This window comes from Actinomadura kijaniata NBRC 14229 (genome assembly GCF_001552175.1).
In the GTDB taxonomy this organism is placed as follows: Bacteria; Actinomycetota; Actinomycetes; order Streptosporangiales; family Streptosporangiaceae; genus Spirillospora; species Spirillospora kijaniata.
Map to the genome: position 1 here is coordinate 1 of NZ_BCQR01000196.1, position 21479 is coordinate 21479.

Below are 21479 nucleotides of genomic sequence, written 5' to 3' on the forward strand. Positions count from 1 at the left end.
CGCCGCGGGCGCCGCGGGCGCCGACGCCGCGGCGGCCTTCGCGGCCTCGTGGCTGCTGACGCGCTCGGTGGCGCACGCGGGCCTGACGGCGTCCGCGGTGGTCGGCGTGCAGACGCTCACCGGCCGGTACCGGGCGCGCCGGGCGCTGAGCCTGGTGGACACGGCGGTCCCCCTGGTGCGGAGGCTGTGCGCCCTGGTCGTGCTCGGTGCGCTCCTGACCGGCGCGCCGCTGGCGAGCACGGCGCAGGCGTCGGTCGCCTTCCTCGCCCTGGGCGTCTGCGCGGTGGTCGCGGTGAGCGGGCACGCCCTCCTGGTCGGCCTGGCCCGCTCCTACCGGCGCCGGCGGACCCACCAGCGCCGCGCCCTGCTGGTCGGCGGCGGCACGGCGACCGCGCACGTGGCCGGCGCGCTGCTCGAACACCCCGAGTTCGGGGTGGTCCCCATCGGCCAGCTGGTCTTCGACTCCACCCCGCCCGACCCCGTCCCGGGCTGCCCCCCGGTGCCGGTCCTCGGCGACGGGACGCGGTGCGTCCCCCTCGCCGCGGCGGCCGCCGCCGACGTCCTGGTGCTCGTCGCCGACGACATCCCCCACCCCCAGGCGCCCGAGGTCCTGGCCGCGGCCTCGCAGGGCTCCGTCGAGACCCTTCTGTTCCCGAGCCTCGGATCCCCGCTGCCCCCCGGCGACGGCCTCGACCACCTCGCCGGACTGCCCTGCCTGCCGCTCAACACCCTCCACCGCGCCCGCCACGTGCGGCGCGCCAAACGGGCCTTCGACCTGCTGGCCGCGCTCCTGCTCCTGGCGGTGCTGTGGCCGGTGATGGCGGTGTGCGCCGTGGCCGCGCGGATCGAGGGCGGACCCGGGGTGCTCTTCCGGCAGCGGCGCCTCGGCGCCGGCGGCCGGGAGTTCGTCCTGCTGAAGTTCCGCACCCTCCAGCCCGACAGCGCCCACGAGTCCGACACCCGCTGGTCGGTCGAGGGCGACGTCCGCATGGGACCGGTCGGCCGGTTCCTGCGGGGCACCTCGCTGGACGAGCTGCCCCAGCTGTGGAACGTCATCCGCGGCGACATGAGCCTGGTCGGCCCCCGCCCCGAACGGCCCTACTTCGTCGAGCGGTTCAGCGCCTCCCACCCCGGCTACAGCCGGCGCCACCGCGTCCCGGTCGGCGTCACCGGGTGGGCCCAGATCCACGGGCTGCGCGGCGACACCTCCATCGAGCAGCGGGCCCGCTTCGACAACTACTACATCGAGAACTGGAGCTTCGCCCGGGACCTGAAGGTCCTGGTCTGGACCGCGCTGGCCATGTGCGGGCGGCAGCGGTGACCGCCCCCCACCTCACCGGGACCGGCCCCGGTCCCGGCACCCCCCGACCCGCCCCGCCCGTTCCGGACACCGGGAGCGGCAGGGGCGGGACGACCCCCCGCGCGAGCTGGCTGATCGCCGCCACGGTCCTGTGCGTCGCGATCCCTCCCGGCACGGCCAGCTCCGCGGACGGCGTGCAGGTCACCGTCAGCGACCTGGCCAGCGTCGGCCTGGTGGCGACGGCCGCCGCGCTGGCGGTCACCGGCCGGACGCGGCCGTCCGGGACGGCGATGGCGCTGCTGGGGGCGGTCGCGTGCGCGGCCGCCCTGTCCACGGCCTGCTCGCCCCATCCGCTCGACAGCCTCCCCGGTTACCTGCGGGTGTTGCAGATCTTCGTCCTGGTGCCGCTGGCGGTGACGCTGCTGGTGCGCGACCGCCGGGACTTCGCCCTCACGGCCGCGGCGGTGGCGGTGGTGGGGGTCGGCGAGGCCGGCTACGGCATCTGGCAGGCGGCCACCGGGACCGGCGCCTCCTACGCGGGCCGCGACGTGCGGGCGGTGGGGACGTTCGGCGCCACCGACGTCATGGCGATGGCGACCGTCGCGGGGTTCGCGGCGTTCGTGGTGGTCGCGGCGGCCCTGCTCGCCCGGGGCGCCGCGCGCGTCGCGGCGTGGGCGGTCCTCGGCGTGCTGGCCGCCGGCCTGCTGCTGTCGCTGAGCCGGGGCAGCTGGATCGCGGCGGGGATCGGCGTACTGACGATCATGGTCTGTGTCAGCCTGCGGCTGGCGCTGCGCGCGATCCTGCTGGTCACCGCCGCGCTGACCATCGTGGTCGGCGGGCTGGGGGTGGGCTCGGCGACGCTGGCCGAGCGCGCCCGGTCGGTGGTGGCCTCCGTCGACCAGCCCGACCAGTCGGTCAGCGACCGCTACGGGCTGTGGCAGTCCGCGGTGGCCATCTGGCAGGACCGTCCCCTGACCGGCGTGGGGGTGAAGAACTTCGCCGGGTACCGCGACGCCCACAGCTCCCTCGCGGTGTCGTTCGCGGGGGAGACCGCCGACCCGGTCCACGGCTACCAGCGGCAGCCCCTGCTGTCGCCGCACAACCAGTACCTGCTGGTCCTGGCCGAGCAGGGCGTCGTCGGCGTCACCGCCCTCCTGGGGCTGCTGGTGGGGCTGGCGAGCGCCCTCGGGGCGCGCCCCCGCCCGGACGACCCGCGCTGGCTGGTCGGCGCGGGCTTCACCGTCAGCATCATGGTGAACTTCCTCTACTCCGACCTGGGGGGACCCACCAGCGTCCTGTTCGCGGTCATGCTGGGGCTGGCGGTGAACGCGGCCTTCCACACGTTCGCCCCGGACCGGACGCCCCGGCGCCCGCCCCGCCTCGCCCCCGCCGGCGGCCCCGGCCCGATCCCCCGCCCGCGCCGGTGAGCGTGACCGCCACCCGCCCCCGGTCCGGCAACTCCGCGGGCCGCGCCGCGCTGCTGTCGGCGGCGCTGATCGGCACGGGCACCGTGCTGGGGTTCGCCCGGGACCTGCTGATCGCCCACCGGTTCGGCGCCAGCAGCAGCACCGACGCCTTCCTCGTCGCCTGGAGCATCCCCGAGTCGGTGTCCCCGCTGCTGATCGAGGACGCGATGGCGCTGGCGATGGTCCCGGCCGTCACCCGCGCCCTGCAACAGCCGCACGGCGTGCGCCCCCTGGTGTCCCTCGTGCTGCCGAGGCTGGTCCTGGTGCTGTCCGTCGCGGCCGTCGCCGCCGTCGCCGCCGCGCCGCTCCTGGTCGACCTGCTGGCCCCCGGCATCACGGCGCACGGTCCCGCCGTGACGTGCGTGCGGCTGACCGCGGTGACCATCCTCACCTTCGGGATCGCCGGGTTCATGAACGCCACCCTGCGGGCCCACCACTGCTTCGGTCCCCCGGCCGCCATCTACCTGGCCTACAACCTGGGGATCCTCGCCTCCATCACGCTCCTGGCCGACGGCCTGGGGATCGTCAGCGCCGCCGCCGGGGTCGCCGCGGGCGGCGTCCTCATGATCCTGGTGCAGGCACCGGCCTTCTACCGCCGCCTGCGCGCCAGGCCACGCCCGGACGAGACCGCACCCGACGTGACGGCCCCCGCGTCCCCCGACGCCCCCACCGACGCCCCCCGGCTCCAGCCCGGAACGCTGGCGACGGCCGCGCTCGTCCCCATCGTCGTCTACACCCTGACCAGGCAGGGGCAGGTGCTGGTCGAGCGGTTCTTCGCGTCCAGCCTGCCCGCCGGGGCGATCTCCCACCTCAACTACGCCCAGAAGATCGCGCAGGTGCCCATGGTCCTGTCGCTGCTGCTGGTGACGGTGACCTTCCCCCGCCTCGCGCGCGCCTCCGCCCACCGCGACACCGCGCAGATCCGCCACCGCGTCCAGACGGACCTGAAGGCCGTCAGCTGCGTGGTGCTGTGCGCCGTCGCCTTCCTGGTCGCGTTCGCCGAGCCCACGGTGCGGTTCCTGTTCCAGCACGGGCACTTCGACGCCGACGACACCGCCCGCACCGCCGACGTGCTGCGGATCTACGCGCTGGGGCTGTGGGGGCAGGCGGCGCTGGGCGTGCTGGCCCGGGTGTTCTTCGCCCAGGCCCGGCCGATGTGGTCGCCCGCCCTGGCCATGGCGGCGGGCCTCGGGCTGACCTGGACGGTCGCGGTCCTGCTGGCCGCCACGGCCGGGACCCCGGCGCTCGCCGCGGGCAACGCCGCGGGCATCACGCTGACCGCGCTGCTCCTGCTGCACCAGGTCGGCAGGCGGGTGGTCCCGATCCCGCTCGGGCGGATCGGCGCCGACCTCGCCCGCGCGGCGCTGGCCGCGCTCGCCGCCGGGGCGCTGGCCGCCGCGGTCGCCGCCGTGCTGGCCCCCTCGGTGTTCCCCCTGGTGAAGCTCGCCGTCGGCGCCGTGGTGCTCGTGACGGCGTTCGGGCTGGTCCTGGCGGCCGGCGACCCGTCGAGCCGTTCGATGTTCGCTCGTTGCTGCCGTGCGGCGCTCCGCTTCCGCAAGGCGCGCGACTCCCAAGCGAGGAGAGTGTGATGACCGTCGGCATCGCCACCATGCCGTTCGTGCTGATGTACCACTCGGTCGACACCTACGAGCACGACCCGCATCTGATCACGGTGTCCCCCGACCGGTTCGACCGGCAGATGCGGTGGTTGCAGGCGCGCGGGCTGCGCGGGGTGAGCGTGCGGGAGCTCCTGGACGCCCAGGCCGCCGGGTCCGCCCGCGGACTGGTGGCGCTGACCTTCGACGACGGGTACGCCGACTTCGCCACCCGGGTCACGCCGCTCCTGGTGCGGTACGGCTTCACCGCGACGGTCTTCATGGTCGCCGGGCACGTCGCCGGGCGGAACGAGTGGGACGACGGGCCGCGCAAGCCCCTGATGGACCACCAGCAGTTGCGGGCCGTCGCCGACGTCGGCATGGAGGTCGCCTCCCACGGCCTGCGGCACCGCCGGCTGCCCGACCTCACCGAGAGCGAGCTGCACGAGGAGCTGCACGGCAGCCGCGACGTCCTGGAACGGATGATCGACCGGCCGGTGCGCGGCTTCGCCTACCCCTACGGCGTCCTGACCGCGCGCGAGGCGGAGGCCGTCGAGAAGGCCGGCTACGACTACGGATGCGCGATCTGGGACGAGCACCCGTGCCGCCACGCGCTGGCGCGGACCTACGTCGGGGAACGCGACCACCGCCTGCGGCTGACCGCCAAGGCGCTGCGGCACCGGCTGCGCTGGAGGACGCGGATATGACACCGCGCGTACTGCACGTCATCACCGGCCTGGGGCACGGCGGAGCCGAACGCCAGCTCCTCGCGCTGCTGCGCCGCCTGCCGGTGCCGTGCGAGGTCGCCGTGCTGACCGGCCCCTACACGCTGGCCGACCCCATCGAGTCCCTCGGGATCCCGGTGCACCGGCTCGCCATGCGCGGCAACCGCGACCTGACCGCGCTGCCGACGCTGGTCCGCCTGATCCGCCAGGGGCGGTTCGACATCGTCCACACCCATCTGTACCGGGCCGGCGTCTTCGGGCGGCTGGCGGCGCGGCTGGCCGGGGTGCGCGGCGTCGTCGCCACCGAGCACTCGCTGGGCGAGGGGCATCTCGAAGGACGCGCCACCGGCCCCGCCGTGCGGCTGCTGTACCGGGCCGGCGAACGCCTGGGCCGGGTCACGGTGGCGGTCTCCCCCACCGTGGCGGCGCGCCTCGACGACTGGGGCGTTCCCCCCGCGCGCGTGGTCACCATTCCCAACGGCATCGACGCGGACGCGTTCCGCTTCGACCCGCTGCTGCGCGCGCGCACCCGCCGCCGGTGGGGGCTGGACGAGCACGACTTCGTCGTGGGCACGGTGGGCCGCCTGGTGCCGACCAAACGCACCGAGGTGCTCATCGCCGCCCTGGAGCACACCGCCGCGGCCCGGCTGGTCGTCGTGGGCGACGGCCCCCGGCGGCGGGAGCTGGAGCGCCTGGCCGCGCGGTCGCCGGCGGCCTCCCGCGTCCTGTTCGCGGGCGACACCGACGACGTCCCCGGGGCGCTGGCGGCGCTGGACGTCTTCGCCGCCCCCTCGGTGCAGGAGACCTTCGGGCTCAGCGTCCTGGAGGCGCTGGCCAGCGGCCTCCCCGTGCTCTACACCGCCTGCCCCGCGCTCCAGGACCTGCCCGCCGACCACGCCGCCGGCGCCCACCGGGTGCCCAGCAGCCCCGACGCCTACGGGGAGGCCATCGGGCGGCTCGCCCGCCGCCCGCCGGGGCGCCTGGCGCCGCCCGCCGCGGTCGACCGCTACTCCATCGACGCCGTCGCCGACCGGATGACCCGTCTGTACGGCGCGATCGCCGCTCCGTCCACGGCCGCAGCGCCCCGGGCGTCGTCGCCGCGTCCCACACGTTGAAAGGTCACTCATGCAGCTTCTCAGGCACTGCCTCCGGGCCCTCCGCCGGTTCCTCGGCCGGGACGTCGGCCGCATGGTGGGGATCGTGCTCGCCGGTCTGCTGGCGGGGGCGGCCTACGGCCTGCTCAAGCCCCCCACCTACACCGCCACGGCCCATGTCGTCGTGGTGGCGGAGAGCGAGGACGGCGGAGCGACGGCGGTGAACTTCGCCCAGGCCTACGGGCGGGTGGCCGCCCTGCCCTCGACCCTGGCCTGGGCGAGCCCGCTCCCGCGCGGGACGACCACCGACCAGATCCGGTCCGGCATCCAGGTCTCCACCTCTCCCGACGTCCCCCTGGTCCAGATCAGCGGCTCGGCGGACACGGCCAGCGAGGCCGTCACGCTGGCCAACGCCGCCGCCGACGCGCTGGTGCGGTACGGAGGCGCGCACCGGCACGACACCGGCGTACGGGTGGCGACGATGAGCCAGGCCGTCGCCCCGACGGAGCCGTCCTCCCCGAGCTTTCCGGTGACCGTCGCCGTCGGCGGCGCCTCCGGCGTCCTGCTGGCGGGGATGGCGCAGATCGCGATCCGCCAGCGCGCCCGCGTGACCGGTTCCGCCGGACGCGCGCCCTCCGGTGACCGCGCCGTCCCGTCCCCCGCCACCGGCGGCTCCCTCCCGGCCTCCGCCGACGGGTCCGGCGCCGACGCGGAACCCGCCGAGGTGAGGCGATGAGCACCGGCCTCCGGCACACGCCCCCCGTCACCTGGACGACGCAGGTCCGCAGCGACGACGAGGCCCTCCCGCAGATCGAGGAGCGGTGGCGCGACCTCTACGGCCGCAGCGCGACCGCCACCCCCTTCCAGTCCTTCGGCTGGGTGACGGCGTGGTGGCGCCACTACGGGCGGCCGGGCCAGCTCCGCCTGGTCCTGGTGTGGCGGGACGACGAGCTGGTGGCGGCCGCGCCGCTGGCGGTCTCGCCGAACTGGCGCCGCCCGGTCTGGAGACCGCTGTCGGCGGGCCAGAGCGACTTCACCGACGTGCTGGTGGACGACCGCTACGCCGACGAGGCCGTCGACCACCTGGTCCGGGCGCTGCTGGACCGGCCCGGATGGCACGCCCTCGACTTCCCCGAGGTCCCGCCGGGGGCCGCGGTCGACCTGCTGGCCCGGCGCTGGCCCCGCGACGTGCGCCGCATGCCCTCCTCGGTCTGCCTGCACCTGCCCGCCGGCGACACGGCCGCCTTCCTGGCGCGGTTCCGCGGCCGCCCCGCGGGCAAGCTGCGGACCCGGCTGCGCCGGATCGACTCCCACCGGCTGGACGTCACGCGGGTGCCGCCGGACGGCGCCGCCGAGGCCGTCGGCGACCTGCTGGAGCTGCACCTGGGCCAGTGGCGGGGGCGGGGCGTCAACCCCGAGCACACCCGCGCCCGCTTCCGGGACATGCTGGCCGAGGCGTCCACGGCGATGATCCGCGACGGGCAGGCCGCGATCGTGCGGTACCGGCGCGGCGAGGAGCTGGTGGCCAGCGACCTGCTGCTGATCGGGCGCGACTTCGTCGGGGCCTACCTGTACGGCAGCGACCCGGCCCTGCGTTCGGGCATGGACGTGTCGCTGATGCTGCTGCGGTACGACCTGCAGCTGGCGCACGACCTGGGCGTGCCGCGGCTGAGCCTCCTGCGCGGGCAGGAGGAGTACAAGTGGAAGTGGCAGCCGACCCCCACCCGCAACCAGCGGGTGATCCTGTGCCGGTCGGCGGTCGGCGGGCTCTACGCCGCCGGCGCCCACGGGCACGCCCGGCTGCGCGCGTTCAAGCAGCGGCGCGTCGCCGCCGCCAACGGCGGGGGAGCCGCGGATGCCTGAACGGCCGCCGGACCTCGCGGTCCTGCACGTCAGCCAGCCCGACCACGGCGGGGTGGCCGCCTACGTCGCCCAGGCCGCCCACGACCAGGCGCGCCGCGGGTGGCGGGTGGCGGTGGCCTGCCCGCCGGACGGCCCGCTGGCCGCCCGGCTGCGCGAGCTGGAGGTGGCGTCGTTCCCCTGGCCCGCGCGCCGGTCCCCGGGGCCGCACCTGCTCGGGGAGGCGTGGCGGCTGCGCCGGATCATCGACCGCTTCGATCCGCGCGTGGTCCATCTGCACTCCGCCAAGGCCGGGCTGGCCGGGCGGCTGCCGGGGGTGGCCTCCGGGCGCGGCGTCGTCTTCCAGCCGCACGGCTGGTCATGGCTGGCCGCCACCGGGGCGCAGCGGTCGCTGAGCCGGTGGTGGGAGCGCCGGTCCGCCGCGCGCGCCGACACGGTGGTCTGCGTGGGGAGCGGCGAGCTCCAGGAGGGGCGCCGCGCCGGGGTCCACGGCACGTTCCACCTCGTGCGCAACGGCGTGGACCTTCGCAGGTTCCGGCCGTGCCCGCCCGAGGGGCGCCGCGAGGCCCGCGCCGCCCTGGGCCTGCCCCCCGACGCGCGGCTGGCGGTCTGCGTGGGCCGGCTCACCCGGCAGAAGGGCCAGGACGTGCTGCTGCGGGCGTGGCCCGCGGTCCGGGCCCGCTGCCCCCGGGCGTGGCTGGCCCTGGTCGGCGACGGCGACGCCCACGATCAGCTGCGTTCGCAGGCCGGTCCGGGCGTGCTGTTCGCGCCCGGGGTCCCCGATCCCCGCCGGTGGCTGGCGGCGTCCGACGTGGTGGTGCTGCCCTCCCGCTGGGAGGGGCTGCCGCTGGTGGCGCTGGAGGCGATGGCGGTCGGGAGGAGCGTGGTGGCCTCGGCGATCCCGGGGCTGGTCGAGGTGGTGCCGTCCGGCGCCGGCGTGCTCGTCCCGGTGGCGGACCCGGCCGAGCTGGCCGGGGCGGTGGCGGCGAGGCTGGCGGACCCGGAGCTCGCCGACGCCGAGGGCGCCGCCGCCGCGGAGGCGTCGGGCGCGTTCGACGTCGAGGCGACGCTGTCGCTGCTGGCCGAGGTGACCAGGGGCGTGGCCGGTGGCGTGACCGGTGGTGTCGGGGCGGGCGCCGCGGACGGCGTCGGAGTGGCGGGACTCTCGGCGGGATGCTCCGGCGGGGCGTCGACCGGGGTCGGCGCCGGGGCGGGCTCCGCGGAGGGCGGGGCGCCCGCGGCGGAAGCCGTCGGGGTCTCGGCCGGGGGAGGCGGCGTGTCCGGTGGCGTCGTCGGCGCGGGCGTCCCGGGATCCGGCCTGGGCTCGGGGGACGGGACCGGCGAGGGGGCGAGCTGCGAGGCGGAGGGCTGCGAGGTCGGGGCGGGCGGCCCGGCGGTGCCGCTCGCGCAGCCCGCCGCGGTCGCCGGGGGAGACGAGGGCGTCTCCGGAAACCCCCTGCCGCCGAACAGCCTGCGGTAGGCGCCGGTGGACGCGGGGTTGCGCGAGCAGCTCCACACGCCGTGCGGACAGTAGTCGGTAATGGTTTGGTAGACCACGTTGTGGGAAGTGATCCACGAATGCATGCCCTCGATGTAAGCGGGATTGTCGCCGTTGTGGAACAGGCCCCACTCGGGAAATGAGAGGGGTTTGTTCCGGGCGGCGGCGAACTCGGCGTGGTATTTCAGGCCATAGGGCTCGTTGATGTAGTAGTCGAAGTCGCGGCCCGCGGGCTGGTCATATGCGTCGGAACCGATGATGTCCACCACGTCGTCGCCCGGATAGCAGACGTCCCAGGGGATGGCGTCGAGCCCGCGCGTCGCCGCGAAATCGAAACGGAACCGCGCCCCGGGAACGGAGCGCATGGCCTGCACGATGCGTCTCCAGTACGCCTTCCACGCCTCGGGGTCCGGCCGGCACCGGCTGGTGTAGGTGGCGCCGTTCATCTCCCAGCCCAGCACGATGATCGTGTCGCCGATGCCCTCCCGCACCAGCCGCGCCGACAGTCGCTGGAAGTGGGAGTCGAAGCCGCCCGCGGCGCCGGCGCGCAGCAGCGAGGCCACCTGGTGGTCGGGCTGGCCGTCCTCGTTGGCCGCGAGCATGGGCACGTTCAGCACCAGCAGCCGGTCCGGGTCGGCCCTCCGCCACCGCGCCCAGGGCTCCAGGATGTACGCCGGCCCCTCGATGCCCGACCAGTCCTCGCCGGGCAGGTAGGTGTGCCCCACCCGCACCGGTGAGTCCAGCCAGCGCTGGAACGCGTCGATACGCCGCACGCCCTCGCTCCCGGAACCGAGGAAAGCCCCCAGGGGAACCATTTCTCGATTTTCCTGAAGGCGATAAGAAAAGGCACTGCCAGTGATCAGGACGGTCGCTATCATAGCGCCTGCGCAGGCTGTTCTCGCTCCTCGGCGACAGGCCGCTTGCCTTAGCCCGGCGAGAAACCGCCGAACGGTGCAGTGGATATCGCCGGTCCCCATGTATAGGGTGTTCCCGCGTCCGTGACCGGCGAACATGATCTACACAACAACCTAGAAGATCTTCCTTTTTCATAACTGATCCAAGGTTTGTTCAAACCCGAGTGAAGGTGGTTGGGCGTTCTGTGGCTTCCCGTCGTTCCGCGCAGCTAGAACTCGACGTCGACCTTCCGGTGCTGATCCTGCGCACACGGCGTTATCCCCTGCACCACGGGACGCTGGGAGCGGCGCGCTCCCTCGGCCGCGCCGGCGTCGAGGTCCACGCCCTGCTGGAGACGCGCGCCAACCCCACCGCGTGGTCCCGCCACCTTCACCGGGGGCAGCCCTGGTGCGTGGAGTCCGACGCCCCCGGGAAGCTCCTGGCGCACCTGCGGTCCGTCGCCCGCGACATCGGCCGGCGCGCGATGCTGGTGACGGTCGACGACGCCAGCGCGCTGTTCGTCGCCGCCCACGCCTCCCGGCTCCAGGACGACTTCGTCTTTCCCGCCCCGCCGCCCGACCTCCCCCGCCGGGTCGCGGACAAGGCGGAGCTGACCGACCTGTGCCGCCACCACGACATCGACCACCCGCCGAGCCGGGTCGCGGGCGACCTCCGCGAGATCGACGAGGCCATGACCCGGCTCGGGCTGCCGCTCATCGCCAAGTGGGCGCGTCCATGGCAGCTCCCCGTCGGCTGCCCCAGCACCCTGGTCGTCGGCGACCGCTCCCAGGCGCTGCGGCTGGGCGGGGAGAACGGCACCGCCGCCCTGACGCTCGCGGGACCCGTCGTGCTGCAACGGATCGTCGGCGGCGACGGCGACGACTGGTTCTACCAGGGGTACTTCGACGAGTCCTCGACCTGCCTGTTCGGCGGCGCCGGGCGCAAGCTGCTCGCGCGCCCCGCCAAGAACGGCCACACCGTCGTCGGGCAGTGGGTCGCCAACCCCGAGCTCGAAGAGCACGCGTGCGCGCTGGTCAAGCAGCTGGGCTACCGAGGCGTCGTCGACCTGGACTTCCGCTACGACCGGGCCACCCGGACCTACCACCTGGTGGACTTCAACCCCCGGCTGGGCGCCCAGTTCCGGCTGTTCCACGACCTCCAGGGGCTGGACATCGTGCGCGTCCAGCACCTCCACCTGTCCGGACGGCCCGTGCCTCCGATCCGGCCCGCCTACGGGCGCACCCTGCTGGTCGAGAACCACTACCTGCAGAACGCCGTCGTCCGCCCGGTCCGCTGCGCCACCCTCCCCGGCCGGTTGCGGCAGGCCGACGAGCTCGCCTGGCTGGCCGCCGACGATCTGATGCCGCTGTTGCCCTTGGCCTGGCAAAACATCGTCGCGGCCACCTCCAAACTGGGGCGCCGGGTTCGCCGTCCCCGATAGGACAGAGCCGACAGGCGTCCGCGCCACCGGAAAATCGCCCGGCAACCAGCCCGCGACATCCCACGGGTGGCCGCCCTCGCACACCGACGCCGCGCATCTCTGATTGGAGCATCAGCCTTGACTCAGTCCATGATCGACGTTCTGGTCGTCGGCGCAGGTCCCTACGGACTGTCGGTCGCCGCCCACGCCCAGGCCCTCGGCCTGCGGACGCGGATCATCGGCACTCCCATGCACTTCTGGGACAACCGGATGCCGGTGGGCATGTTCCTGAAATCCGAACCGTTCGCCTCCAGCCTCGGCTCTCCCCACCCGGGACGGTCCTTCCTCGACCGTCACTCCGAGTGGGACACGATGGGCCGGCCCATCCCGCTGGACATGTTCACGTCCTACGGGCGCTGGTTCGCCGAGCACCTCGACCCCGGCCCCGAGGAGACCCTGGTCACGAACGTCGCGCAGGACGAGGGCGGCTACCGGGTCACGCTGGAGACCGAGGAGGTGGTCCGGGCCCGCACCGTGGTCGTCGCCATCGGGGTCGGCGCCTTCGCCCACACCCCCGACGTCATCTCGCACCTGTCGCCGCGGGCGCTGACCCACGCCTCCGAGCACCGCGACCTCGGCGTCTTCGCCGACCAGGACGTCATCGTCGTGGGCGCCGGGCAGTCGGCGATCGAGACCGCCGTGCTGCTGGCCGACGCCGGGGCGCGGCCCCGCCTGGTCGCCCGCACGCCCCGGCTGGCGTGGAACGCGCCGCCGCGGCGGTCCTCCTCGCGGCTCGACACGCTGCTGCGCGGCCCCCACTCCGGCCTGGGCCGGGGCTGGCGGACCTGGGTCTGGTCCGAGGCGCCCCAGGTCACCCGGCTGCTCCCGCAGGGCGCCCGGCTGGAGCTGGTGCGCACCACCCTCGGACCGGCGGGCTCCTGGTGGCTGCGGGACCGCATGGACGAGCGCGTGACCGTCAACCTGCACCAGCACCTGTCCGGCGCCACCGAGGCCGACGGCAAGGTCATGGTGTCGACGCTCGGTCCCAACGGCCCGCAGATCCACTCGGCCGACCACGTGATCGCGGCCACCGGCTACCGCCCCCAGCTGGACCGCGTCACCGTCCTGTCCCCGGACCTGCGCCAGCGGCTGCGGCGGGTCGCGGGGTCGCCGCGGCTGGACGCGAACTTCCAGGCGTCGGTGCCGGGTCTGTACTTCACGGGGCTGAGCGCGGCGGCGAGCTTCGGCCCGGTGATGCGCTTCGTCCACGGCGCGGACTTCTGCGCCCGCCGCGTCGCGCGGCACATCGCCCTGCACGCCGGGACCCGTGACACCACCGTCCCCAAGCCCGTCACCGTCTGACGGCCGACGGCGCGGGGGGCGTGCGCGGCATCCGGCCGTCGCGCACGCCCCTCAGCCTTTCCCGCCCGCGTCCCGGGACGGCACAGGGGGTGGCATCACCGTGGATGCCACCCCCCTGGATCGTGCGGGGATCAGCCGGGTCAGCGGTCCGCGAACGAGCCGTTGATGCAGGGGCCGTGCTCGTAGGTGGTGCCGAGGATGTTGTGGATCGCGGCGCCGAGGCCCGCGATGTCGACGCTACGGCAGGTCTGGATCGCGATGATCTGGATGTTTTCCGCACGTTCCTCGGCGACGGCCGGTGCGGCGGTGACCGTCGTGAAAGCAGCTCCGCCGATGAGGGTTACGGCGGCCAGTCGCTTGAACATTTCGTCTCCATTCGTGAAGAGAACACAGCAGAACTAACTCCAACCGACCCATGCGGCCTGAGCCAGCACGCCAATCGCATCCGATCTTTTGGCGGAACGCTCGTCCCGCAAACGCATTTTGCCTAGAAATTGTTGATTGCTGGTGACCCCTTTTGTGCGTTGTTATGGCAAACCCGGCGATAGCGGATTTTGGTGTCACGTGCGGCGGGCCGGGAGGCCAGGAACGTGCTGTGAGTCGGCCATGAGGGGCCAATCGAGGGGGTGGGGCGGGTCTGTCGGGGCAAGGCGCGGGCCGAGGGATCGGAAAGACGCGCCCAAGCCCCCGGACAGTGCCGGAGGTCCCCGGGTAGGAATGGCTGTGGACGGTCGGCGACCGCGTGTTCACGCACGCCGGTGGGCGCTTCTTTTATGGTCGGCGCGGTGCGACGCCCGAAGTGCCGAAGTCGGATACGGGACACGCCGGTCCACCGCATTTGATTGATCTTCTCGGGCCGGGTGCTACGGTTCGACCGGTCCCTATGAGAACGGGGTGACGGACGGCCGCCCGAACGGCAGCGGGATAGGGGAGCGGGAAAATGGCGTCGACGGACACTTCCTTGGAGGCCGGGCGGCCTCCGGGGCGGTTTCGTCGCGCCGCGGTCCGCCTCTTCGCCCGCCTCGCGTTCGTGGCCGTCGGCGTCATGGCGGGCTGGCTGCTGGTGGTCTCCCTGGACCAGCCCGACGCGCGGGCGGCGCAGGATCCCGTGCCGTCCTCGCCCGCGACGGGAGTGTCCGGAGCGAGCGCGCAGCGGGTCGCCCAGGTGAACGTGCCCCGCGGCGCGTCCGCCGGGCCGCGTCCCACCGCGGCGCTGACCCGGGTGGAGCACGTCATCGCCACCACCCGACGGGTCGACGGCGTCGTCGTCACGCGGGCGGCCCGCATGGTCGCCCCGGCCCGTGGTCTGGACCGTTCCGTCGGGAAGGTCGCGCGGAGCCTGCCTCCGGGCCTGGTCCTGCTCGACGCGGGGGGTCGTCAGAAGGCCGCGCCGCCGGCGACCGTCCGGCCCGCGCTCCTTCCCGTCTGGCCCGTGACGGGGCTCGGCTCCGGCGCGTCGGGCTCGGCCCGCGCCGCGTTCCCCGCCGGAACGGCGATCGTCGCGTCGGCGACGCCGGACGACGGGCCGGTGATGGCGCGGTCGGTGACCGGGACGCCGGTGCGGGGCGACGGCATGCGGGAACGTTCTCCGCACGCGCTCGCCTTCGGGCACGCCGTCCGGGACGCCGCCGGGGAGCACTGCGCTCCTCCGGAATGCTCGGAGCCCATGTCGCCCGTGCGGCACGACCCCGTCGCGCCCGCCCACCCGCGCGGTGCGCTGGCGCAGGCGGACCTCGGCACGGGCTGGGCGGCCAGCACGCCGCCCGACGCCCCGCTGATGCCCCGCTCCTTCGCCGGGGTGTCCGCCGGTTACCTGGCCTCGCTCATCGGCCTGGTCAACCCGCGCATCCCGCTGGTCGTCCCCGACTGACGACCCGCTGACGCCCGCCTTCGCCGGGCCCTGTCAGCCTTCCGCGGCCCGCTCGTCCCGTGGCCGCCGGACCTTTCGACCTTCCCGTGATACCGCAGCCGCGCTGCGGTGGCCGTCCCGACCGAGGAGAGCACCTCCCCGTCCGGACGATCCAACCAATCCATCCACAGAACCAGGAGCACATCGTGCACATGTGGGTCAAGCACACCAGCAGGGCGGCCCTCGTGGCCGCCGGGGCCGTCGTGATCGGCTCCACGACCGCGTCGCTCGCCGCCGCCGACATCACCAACGGCAATCTCAGCGTGCTGGGCGGCAACCAGCTCAACGCGCCGGTCTCGGCGCCGGTGAACATCAGCGGCAACTCCGCCGGGGTGCTGGGGAGCGCCAACTCCAGCACGCTGGGGAGCACCCACGTCACCAACGTCGGTCACGGCGACGGCATGAAGAGCTCGGGCAAGCTCTCGGTGGGCGGCGGCAACCAGTTGCGCGCCCCGATCTCGGCGCCGATCAACGTGTGCGGCAACTCCCTGGGGATCGCCGCCGCGGTCAAGGCCGCCTGCCACGGCTCGGCCACGGTGACCAACCACGGCGTCGGCGAGGGAATGAAGACCTCGGGCAAGTACAGCGTCCTGGGCGGGAACCAGGCCTACGCGCCGGTCTCGGCGCCGGTGAACGTGTGCGGCAACGCCGCGGCCGTGGTGGGCACCGCCACGGCGCTCTGCAAGGGCAGCTCCCACGTCGACAACGAGGGCGTCGGCGAGGGCATGAAGACCTCGGGCAAGGTCAGCGTCCTGGGCGGGAACCAGGCCTACGCGCCGGTCTCGGCGCCGGTGAACGTGTGCGGCAACGCCCTGGCCGTGGTGGGCACCGCCAAGGCCGTCTGCAAGGGGGCCGCGACCGTCACCAACTCCACCATCGGCGCTCCGCGACCCTGGGGGCCGGCCGACTCCGAGGTCAGCTCGCCGCCGCTGCCCCTGACCAAGGCGCCGCAGCCCGCGCCCAGGGCCCCGCAGCCCGCGCCCAAGGCGCAGCAGCCCGCACCCAAGGTCCAGCAGTCCCCGGTCAAGGCCCCGAAGCCCGCGCCCAAGGCCAAGCAGTCCGCGATCAAGGCCCCGCTGTCGGTGGTCAAGGCCCCGCTGCCCTCGACCAAGCGGTCTTCGCTGCCGTCGACCAGGCGGCTGGAGTCCACGACCCAGAGCACCGCGAACACCACGCGGGCCCTGCCGACCCCTGCCGAGGGCATGCAGGTCGACAAGCTGGTCACCAAGACCAAGAACCGGCTGGTCGCCAATGCCAAGGGCCGGCTGCTCGGCAGCGCCAAGGGCCGGCTGCTCGGCAAGCTCGGGATGAGGGAGCGCGCCGGCGCGGCGCTGCCCTCGACCCGGCGCATGGCCCTGCGCGGGGGCGAGGAGGAGGCGATGATGAAGCCCGCGGAGCTGCTGCGCTCCCTGGCCAAGCGCATCGGCGTGCCGGTGCCCGAGGAGGCCGCCCCCGGCCGTGAGCCCGCCGGCCGTCCGCGCCTGCCGATCAACGGCCTTCCCGGCATGAAGGTCGGCGGCGAGGAGATCCTGTAAGGCGTTTTCCCGGCGCGCTTTCCGGCGCCGTAGCGGTACCGGAGCGGGACCGGCGGACGACCTTCGCCTCCCGCTCGACGACAGCACCCGCGGGAGAGGGCGGCAGACAGCGATCCTGCCGCCCTCGGGTGTCTCGTCCCTTCTCCCTTGTCAGGAAACGACCGGCCGTTCAGCGGATGTGGGGTGGATCGTGATTCGACGGCGTCGTCTGGTGGCCGCGGCGGTGCTCGCCGGGTTCGCGACGGGAGTGGTCTGGTCTCCGGCGCGGGTCGACGCGACCCGGGCCGACCCGAACGCGTTCGTGGTGGCGCACCTGAGGATCCCCAGGATCGGGCTGTCGGTGAAGGCCAGGGAGGGCGTCGACCGCCGGACCCTGTGGCGCGGCGTCGGGCACTACCCGGGCACGCAGATGCCGGGGCAGGTCGGCAACGCGGTCTTCCTGGGCCACCGCACGACCGGCCGCGCGCCGTTCGCGGACCTGGACCGCCTCCGCCGCGGGGACCGGATCACCGTGCGCTCCGGGGGGCGTTCCCGCGACTACTCGGTCACCGCCGTCCGCATCGGCCCGGCGAACGCCTGGTCGGCCCTGGCCCCGGTGCCCTTCCACCCCCGGCGGCGGGCCGTCGAGAGCGTGATCACCCTGATCACCTGCCACCCCAAGGGGTCCGACCGGAAACGGCTGATCGTGACCGCCCGCCAGAACCGGACGCCGACCGGCGCCTAGCGCCGCCAGGCGCGCACGCCGCGGGCGCGTCCGGCACGGCCGTCAGACCGGCCGCCGACTCCCCGGCCAGTCGCTGGTCGGAGACGACATGGCAGTCGAACTCGGCGACCTCCTCGCTGACGAGCCGCTCGCCCTCCCACGTCCGGTAGGCGTTGACCCACCGCACCATCTCCTCGCCCACGACGTCGGCCCGGCCCGCCTCGCCGGTGGCCGCGTCCTTCGTCACGGTCGGGTGCTCCTTGCCGGGTCGAGGCCGGTGACCGGGGGTCAGCGGCGTCAGGGGGGCGGGGTCACGTGCGCGGGGCGGTGCGGCAGGGGCCGCACACGCCGTGGACCTCCTCGATCAGGAAGGCGCGGGCCTCCGGCCGTCCGGCGGACCGGCCCCGCAGCCGCACCGGCTCGGCCTCCGCCACCAGCCCGCAGACGCGGCACACCAGATGGACGTGCCGCTCGTCGCCGCAGGCCAGGTAGACGGTCTCGGTCCCGTGGTCCACGGCGTGCACCAGACCCGCCCGGGTCAGGGTGGCGAGCGCGCGGTAGACGGTGGTCAGGCTGATGTCGGCTCCGTCGGAGCACAGGGCGGCGTGCAGCGCGAGCGCGCTGCGCGGCCCGTCCTGCCGGGCCAGCGCCGCCAGCACCGCCAGCCGCCGCGGCGTGGCCGGGACGCCGCGCGCCCGCAGCGCGTCGGCGTCACCGGCCACGGGACGCGCCCACGCGGCCTCCTCCGGCGAGGGAGGCCCTGCCGAAGACGACGGTCATCCTCAACTCCCCTCCTGCCCCCGGCGGACGGGGGCTCAGGCGCCGGTGAGCTCGTTGGGGGCCTGGGGCAGTTCGGCGGTGGTCGTCACCTTCCCCGCCTCGATGTCGACGGCGTGCACCTTCCGGCCGCCGGGGTCGGTGACGTAGGCGGTGTGGTCGCGCACGTGGAGGGTGGGCCGGGGCTGCTGCCACTCCAGCGGCTCCCGCCACTCGCCCATGATCTTGATCTTCCCGGTGACCCGGCCGCGCTCGGGGTCGATGACGTGGAGCGCCCCGTCGGTGCCCAGCACCAGCGCCTCCCCGTGCGGGCCGCGGCCCAGCGACCGGAAGGTGTAGCTGGTCCCGAGGTCGACCAGCCTGAGGCCGCCGGTCCGGGTGTCGATCAGGGAGATCCGCTCGGGGCGTTCCAGCTCGGCGTCGCGGTCGGTCTTGTAGTCGCCGAGGACGATCGGGGACTCCTCGTGGCCGGCCTGGTTGCCGATGCGTCCGTACTCGTCCGGCGCCCTGACCTTCGTGATCTTTCCGTCCTTGTAGAGCAGCGCGCCGTTCTCGCAGCCGATCAGCACGGCCTCGTCCTTGGCGGTGGCCTCGCCGTGCACGCCGGGGCAGTCCTCGCTGCGGGCCACCTCCTTGCCGCCCTTGTCGAGGACCTGGATTCCGGTGCGCTTCTCCTCGGTTCCGTGCGTGACCACCAGCTCGCCGTTGGCCAGCGCGATCGCCACGCCGTGGTGGGGGTGCCGGGTGGTGTGGGTGGTCGCCTGCGGCAGCCCGTTCCCGAGGCCGCGGGGGTCGAAGACGATCGCCTTCCCCGCCCCGTCGGAGAACAGTACGGTCCTCCCCGCGTGGTGGACGACGTGGCCCGGCTTGGGCGCGGCGAACTCGTCCTTGGTGAGCTGGGCGCCGACGGCGTCCAGCACCCGGAACCCGGTGGCGGTGGAGACCATGACGTGGCGGCCGTTCCCGGCGGGGTTGACGCGGTTGAACCCGGCGAGGGGGATGGTCTGGACGACCTTGAGCGTCGTGGCGTCGAGGACGTACAGGCCGCCGTCGTAGGTCGCCACCAGCGGGTCCTTCACCTTGGCCGCGGCGGGCGCCGCCGTCCTGTCCTGCGCGACGGAGCCGTTCTGGCCGCACGCGACCAGCGTGAGGCCCAGCGCCGTCATCGCCGCGGGGAGTGCGGCCCTGGTGAGCGGCCGCGTTCGCATGGAGTGCCTCATTCTCGTTCCCTGTTCCTGTGGGGGTCGGGTCACCGCGCGGACAGACCGGCGGTGATGGCTTCGGTGTTGGCGCGCATCATGCGCAGGTAGGTGGGGGCGCCGCCGCCGGCGCCGGTGAGGGATTCGGAGTAGAGCGGGACGACCCTGAGGTTCAGCCCGGTCTCCCGCGCCATGACCCGCGCGAGCCGGTCCGGCTGGGAGGAGTCGGCGAAGACGGTGGGGACGCCCGCCCGCCGGACCGCGTCGGCCAGCGACTTGAGGTCCGAGCCGCCCGGCGAGGCGAGCGTGGTGCCGCTGGGGATGACGGCCCCGACGACCTGGAAGCCGTAGCGCCGCGCGAGGTAGCCGAACACGTGGTGGTTGGTGACCAGGCTGCGGCGCCCGGACGGGATCTTGGCGAACTCGCCCCTCATCCAGGAGTCGAGGGCGGTGACCTGCCCGCCGTACGCGGCCGCGTTGGCGCGGACCTTCCCGGCGTCGACGCCGTCGACGTGCGCGATGACCTGCTCGGCGACGAGGTCGACGGCCTTGCGCATCCGGACCGGGTCGGTCCAGAAGTGCGGGTCGGGCCGCCGCGCGGTCTTCCCCTCGGCGTAGGGGATCGGGTCGACCCGCTCGCCCACCGCCAGGGTCGCGACGCCCTGGGCGCCGGCCGCCTTCACGTTGCGCGCCACGCCCTCCTCCAGGCCGAGGCCGTTGTGGACGAGGAGCGCGGCGTTCTCGATGCGGGCGGCCTCCTGCGCGGAGACGCCGAAGGAGTGCGGGTCGGCGTCGGGCTTCATCAGCACCGTCACCTCGGCCTGGTCGCCCACGACGTTGCGGACGACGTCGCCGAGGATGTTGGTGGTGACCACCACGCCGGACCGCCCGGGGCCCGCGGCCGAACAGCCCGCCAGGGGCAGGGCCAGGCACAGCGCGGCCAGGAGCGCGGCGGCGCGCCGCCTGCCGCGGGATGCGGAAGCGCTCACCAGCCCGTCTCCACCATGTGCCGGGGGGCGAAGGGGAGCTTGAAGGTGCGGGCCAGGCGCAGGCCGTCGTTGTAGTCGATCTCGTGGACGGCGTTTCCGGCGGGGTCGTTGACGTAGGCGCGGGCGGTGTCCACCTCGATCACCGGTTCGGGCCGCGTGCCGCCGGGCTCCTCCAGCAGCTTCCTGCGCGCCTCCTCCCTGCCGGAGGCGGGGTCGTAGGAACGCAGCGTGCCGTCCCGGCCCAGCAGCAGGACCGGGGAGTCCTCGCCCACCGCGTTCACCGCGAGCGCGGGGGCGTCACCGACCCTGCGCCACTTCCCGGCGGCCACGTCGAGGACCCAGGCGCCCCTGTCCCCGGCCCTGGCCGCCAGCACCGTCGAGCCGGGGCGGTGGCGGAACTCCCGGGCGCGTTCGGCGTCCGGCACCTCGCCCGGATAGGCGATCTTCCGCGCGCGGAACGTCCCGTCCTCGTGCGTCACGACCAGGGCCCCGTCCGAGCAGCCGAGGACGGCCCCGCGCCGGGTCGTCGCCTGCCCCCGGGGGTCGGGGCACGGCTCGGGCAGTCGCGACACGCGGCGGCCGGCGCGGTCGTGGACGGTGACGTTCCCCTGCCCCGGGGAGGCGACCAGGAGGTGTTCGGCGTACGGCACGGCCACGCGTCCCTCGACCTTGGCGGCCTCGCCGATCCTCCCGGCGTCGAGGGCCTTCCGGTCCAGGACGCGGACGCCGCCGGCCGTGGACAGCGTGGTCAGGGCGGGGTCCCCGGCGACGTCGGGGTCCCCGGCGTTCTGCAGGTCGCCCACCACGCGCGTGCGGGCGCGGTAGTAGTGCACGTGGTCGCCGTGGTCGACGGTCCAGACCCCGCTGTCGACGACGCGCAGGCCGTCGCCCACGGTCAGGTAGGCGAAGCGCCCGTCGCCGCCCATCGCCCTGAGGCCGGGGGCCTCCGCGACGGGGACGGTCCCGCCGGTGGCGGGGTCCAGCGCGTGGACCTTCCCGCCCTCCTCGGCCAGGACGAGACGCCACTGCGCCTCGGCCGCCTCCTCGGCTCCCGCGACGTACCCGTGCGGGGCCGGCCCGGCGTCCGCGGTGCCCGCGGGCCGGGAGGCGCCGCCGCAGCCCGCCAGCAGGAGGGCCGCCGCGACGGCGGCCG

At 74.7% G+C, this 21479-nt stretch carries 19 protein-coding genes and 1 pseudogene; 14 read left to right on the forward strand and 6 right to left on the reverse strand.

Translation table 11 applies throughout. The annotated features are described in order from the left end of the window. The 8 genes from AKI01S_RS41905 to AKI01S_RS41940 form a co-directional block, all read left to right on the forward strand. Window positions 1-1321: exopolysaccharide biosynthesis polyprenyl glycosylphosphotransferase (locus AKI01S_RS41905; protein ID WP_067831337.1), on the forward strand; the 1321-nt coding region annotated here is incomplete at its 5' end. After that, the gene (locus AKI01S_RS41910; protein WP_157420545.1) at window positions 1318-2727 is read left to right on the forward strand and encodes an O-antigen ligase family protein; all 1410 of its coding nucleotides are present in this window, start codon (window positions 1318-1320) and stop codon (window positions 2725-2727) included. The genes AKI01S_RS41905 and AKI01S_RS41910, both read left to right, overlap by 4 nt. Beyond that, the gene (gene murJ / locus AKI01S_RS41915) at window positions 2724-4355 is read left to right on the forward strand and encodes a murein biosynthesis integral membrane protein MurJ (protein WP_084000777.1); all 1632 of its coding nucleotides are present in this window, start codon (window positions 2724-2726) and stop codon (window positions 4353-4355) included. The genes AKI01S_RS41910 and murJ overlap by 4 nt, the downstream gene beginning before the upstream one ends. Further along, window positions 4355-5068 (forward strand): polysaccharide deacetylase family protein, encoded by a 714-nt coding sequence (locus AKI01S_RS41920; protein WP_067831344.1) that lies wholly within the window; start codon window positions 4355-4357, stop codon window positions 5066-5068. Before murJ ends, AKI01S_RS41920 begins: the two co-directional genes overlap by 1 nt. Continuing rightward, entirely contained in the window at window positions 5065-6201 is a 1137-nt protein-coding gene (locus AKI01S_RS41925) for a glycosyltransferase (RefSeq protein WP_067831346.1), read from the forward strand. Before AKI01S_RS41920 ends, AKI01S_RS41925 begins: the two co-directional genes overlap by 4 nt. Before the next feature lie 10 nt (window positions 6202-6211). Further along, window positions 6212-6916 (forward strand): YveK family protein, encoded by a 705-nt coding sequence (locus AKI01S_RS41930; protein WP_084000778.1) that lies wholly within the window; start codon window positions 6212-6214, stop codon window positions 6914-6916. Further along, window positions 6913-8043, forward strand: coding sequence for a GNAT family N-acetyltransferase (locus tag AKI01S_RS54475; protein WP_067831349.1), 1131 nt, complete (start codon window positions 6913-6915; stop codon window positions 8041-8043). The genes AKI01S_RS41930 and AKI01S_RS54475 overlap by 4 nt, the downstream gene beginning before the upstream one ends. After that, the gene (locus AKI01S_RS41940; protein ID WP_067831351.1) at window positions 8036-9520 is read left to right on the forward strand and encodes a glycosyltransferase family 4 protein; all 1485 of its coding nucleotides are present in this window, start codon (window positions 8036-8038) and stop codon (window positions 9518-9520) included. Before AKI01S_RS54475 ends, AKI01S_RS41940 begins: the two co-directional genes overlap by 8 nt. A 236-nt stretch (window positions 9521-9756) precedes the next feature. Here the strand turns inward: AKI01S_RS41940 and AKI01S_RS54770 are convergent. Continuing rightward, window positions 9757-9984: pseudogene (locus AKI01S_RS54770) on the reverse strand (glycosyl hydrolase); the annotation flags it as partial. A gap of 31 nt (window positions 9985-10015) precedes the next feature. Here AKI01S_RS54770 and AKI01S_RS53995 point away from each other — a divergent pair. The 3 genes from AKI01S_RS53995 (at window position 10016) to AKI01S_RS41955 (ending at window position 13214) form a co-directional block, all read left to right on the forward strand. Continuing rightward, complete coding sequence (locus tag AKI01S_RS53995; RefSeq protein ID WP_169814105.1) at window positions 10016-10252, forward strand: hypothetical protein; 237 nt, start codon at window positions 10016-10018, stop codon at window positions 10250-10252. A gap of 385 nt (window positions 10253-10637) precedes the next feature. Then, window positions 10638-11873 carry a carboxylate--amine ligase gene (locus AKI01S_RS41950; RefSeq protein ID WP_157420546.1) on the forward strand — a complete coding sequence of 412 codons (1236 nt, stop codon included), beginning with the start codon at window positions 10638-10640 and terminating at the stop codon, window positions 11871-11873. A 129-nt stretch (window positions 11874-12002) separates the two neighbouring features. Beyond that, entirely contained in the window at window positions 12003-13214 is a 1212-nt protein-coding gene (locus tag AKI01S_RS41955; protein ID WP_067831358.1) for an NAD(P)-binding domain-containing protein, read from the forward strand. 140 nt (window positions 13215-13354) lie between these two features. Here the strand turns inward: AKI01S_RS41955 and AKI01S_RS41960 are convergent, their stop codons facing one another. Next, the gene (locus AKI01S_RS41960; RefSeq protein ID WP_067831360.1) at window positions 13355-13579 is read right to left on the reverse strand and encodes a hypothetical protein; all 225 of its coding nucleotides are present in this window, start codon (window positions 13577-13579) and stop codon (window positions 13355-13357) included. 575 nt (window positions 13580-14154) lie between these two features. On the opposite strand from AKI01S_RS41960, the gene AKI01S_RS41965 reads away from it, so the two are divergent. The 3 genes from AKI01S_RS41965 to AKI01S_RS41975 all read left to right on the forward strand — a co-directional run bounded on the left by AKI01S_RS41965 (window position 14155) and on the right by AKI01S_RS41975 (window position 17382). Then, a complete protein-coding gene (locus tag AKI01S_RS41965) occupies window positions 14155-15084 on the forward strand; it encodes a hypothetical protein (protein ID WP_157420547.1) in 930 nt (309 codons plus the stop codon). Window positions 15085-15275: 191 nt separating this feature from the next. After that, entirely contained in the window at window positions 15276-16658 is a 1383-nt protein-coding gene (locus AKI01S_RS41970; protein WP_067831363.1) for a chaplin family protein, read from the forward strand. A 190-nt stretch (window positions 16659-16848) separates the two neighbouring features. Next, complete coding sequence (locus AKI01S_RS41975) at window positions 16849-17382, forward strand: class E sortase (protein WP_169814106.1); 534 nt, start codon at window positions 16849-16851, stop codon at window positions 17380-17382. A gap of 290 nt (window positions 17383-17672) precedes the next feature. Here AKI01S_RS41975 and AKI01S_RS41980 read toward each other — a convergent pair whose 3' ends face one another. The 4 genes from AKI01S_RS41980 to AKI01S_RS52150 all read right to left on the reverse strand — a co-directional run. Next, window positions 17673-18083, reverse strand: a complete 411-nt coding sequence (locus AKI01S_RS41980; protein WP_067831367.1) for a Fur family transcriptional regulator — start codon at window positions 18081-18083, stop codon at window positions 17673-17675. Between the two features lie 93 nt (window positions 18084-18176). Next, window positions 18177-19346, reverse strand: coding sequence for a zinc metallochaperone AztD (gene aztD, locus AKI01S_RS41985; protein WP_218010024.1), 1170 nt, complete (start codon window positions 19344-19346; stop codon window positions 18177-18179). 41 nt (window positions 19347-19387) lie between these two features. After that, window positions 19388-20329, reverse strand: coding sequence for a zinc ABC transporter substrate-binding protein AztC (gene aztC, locus AKI01S_RS41990; protein WP_067831371.1), 942 nt, complete (start codon window positions 20327-20329; stop codon window positions 19388-19390). Further along, window positions 20323-21479, reverse strand: a 1157-nt coding sequence (locus AKI01S_RS52150) for a hypothetical protein (RefSeq protein ID WP_245682008.1), incomplete at its 5' end; no start/stop codon positions are given. The genes aztC and AKI01S_RS52150, both read right to left, overlap by 7 nt.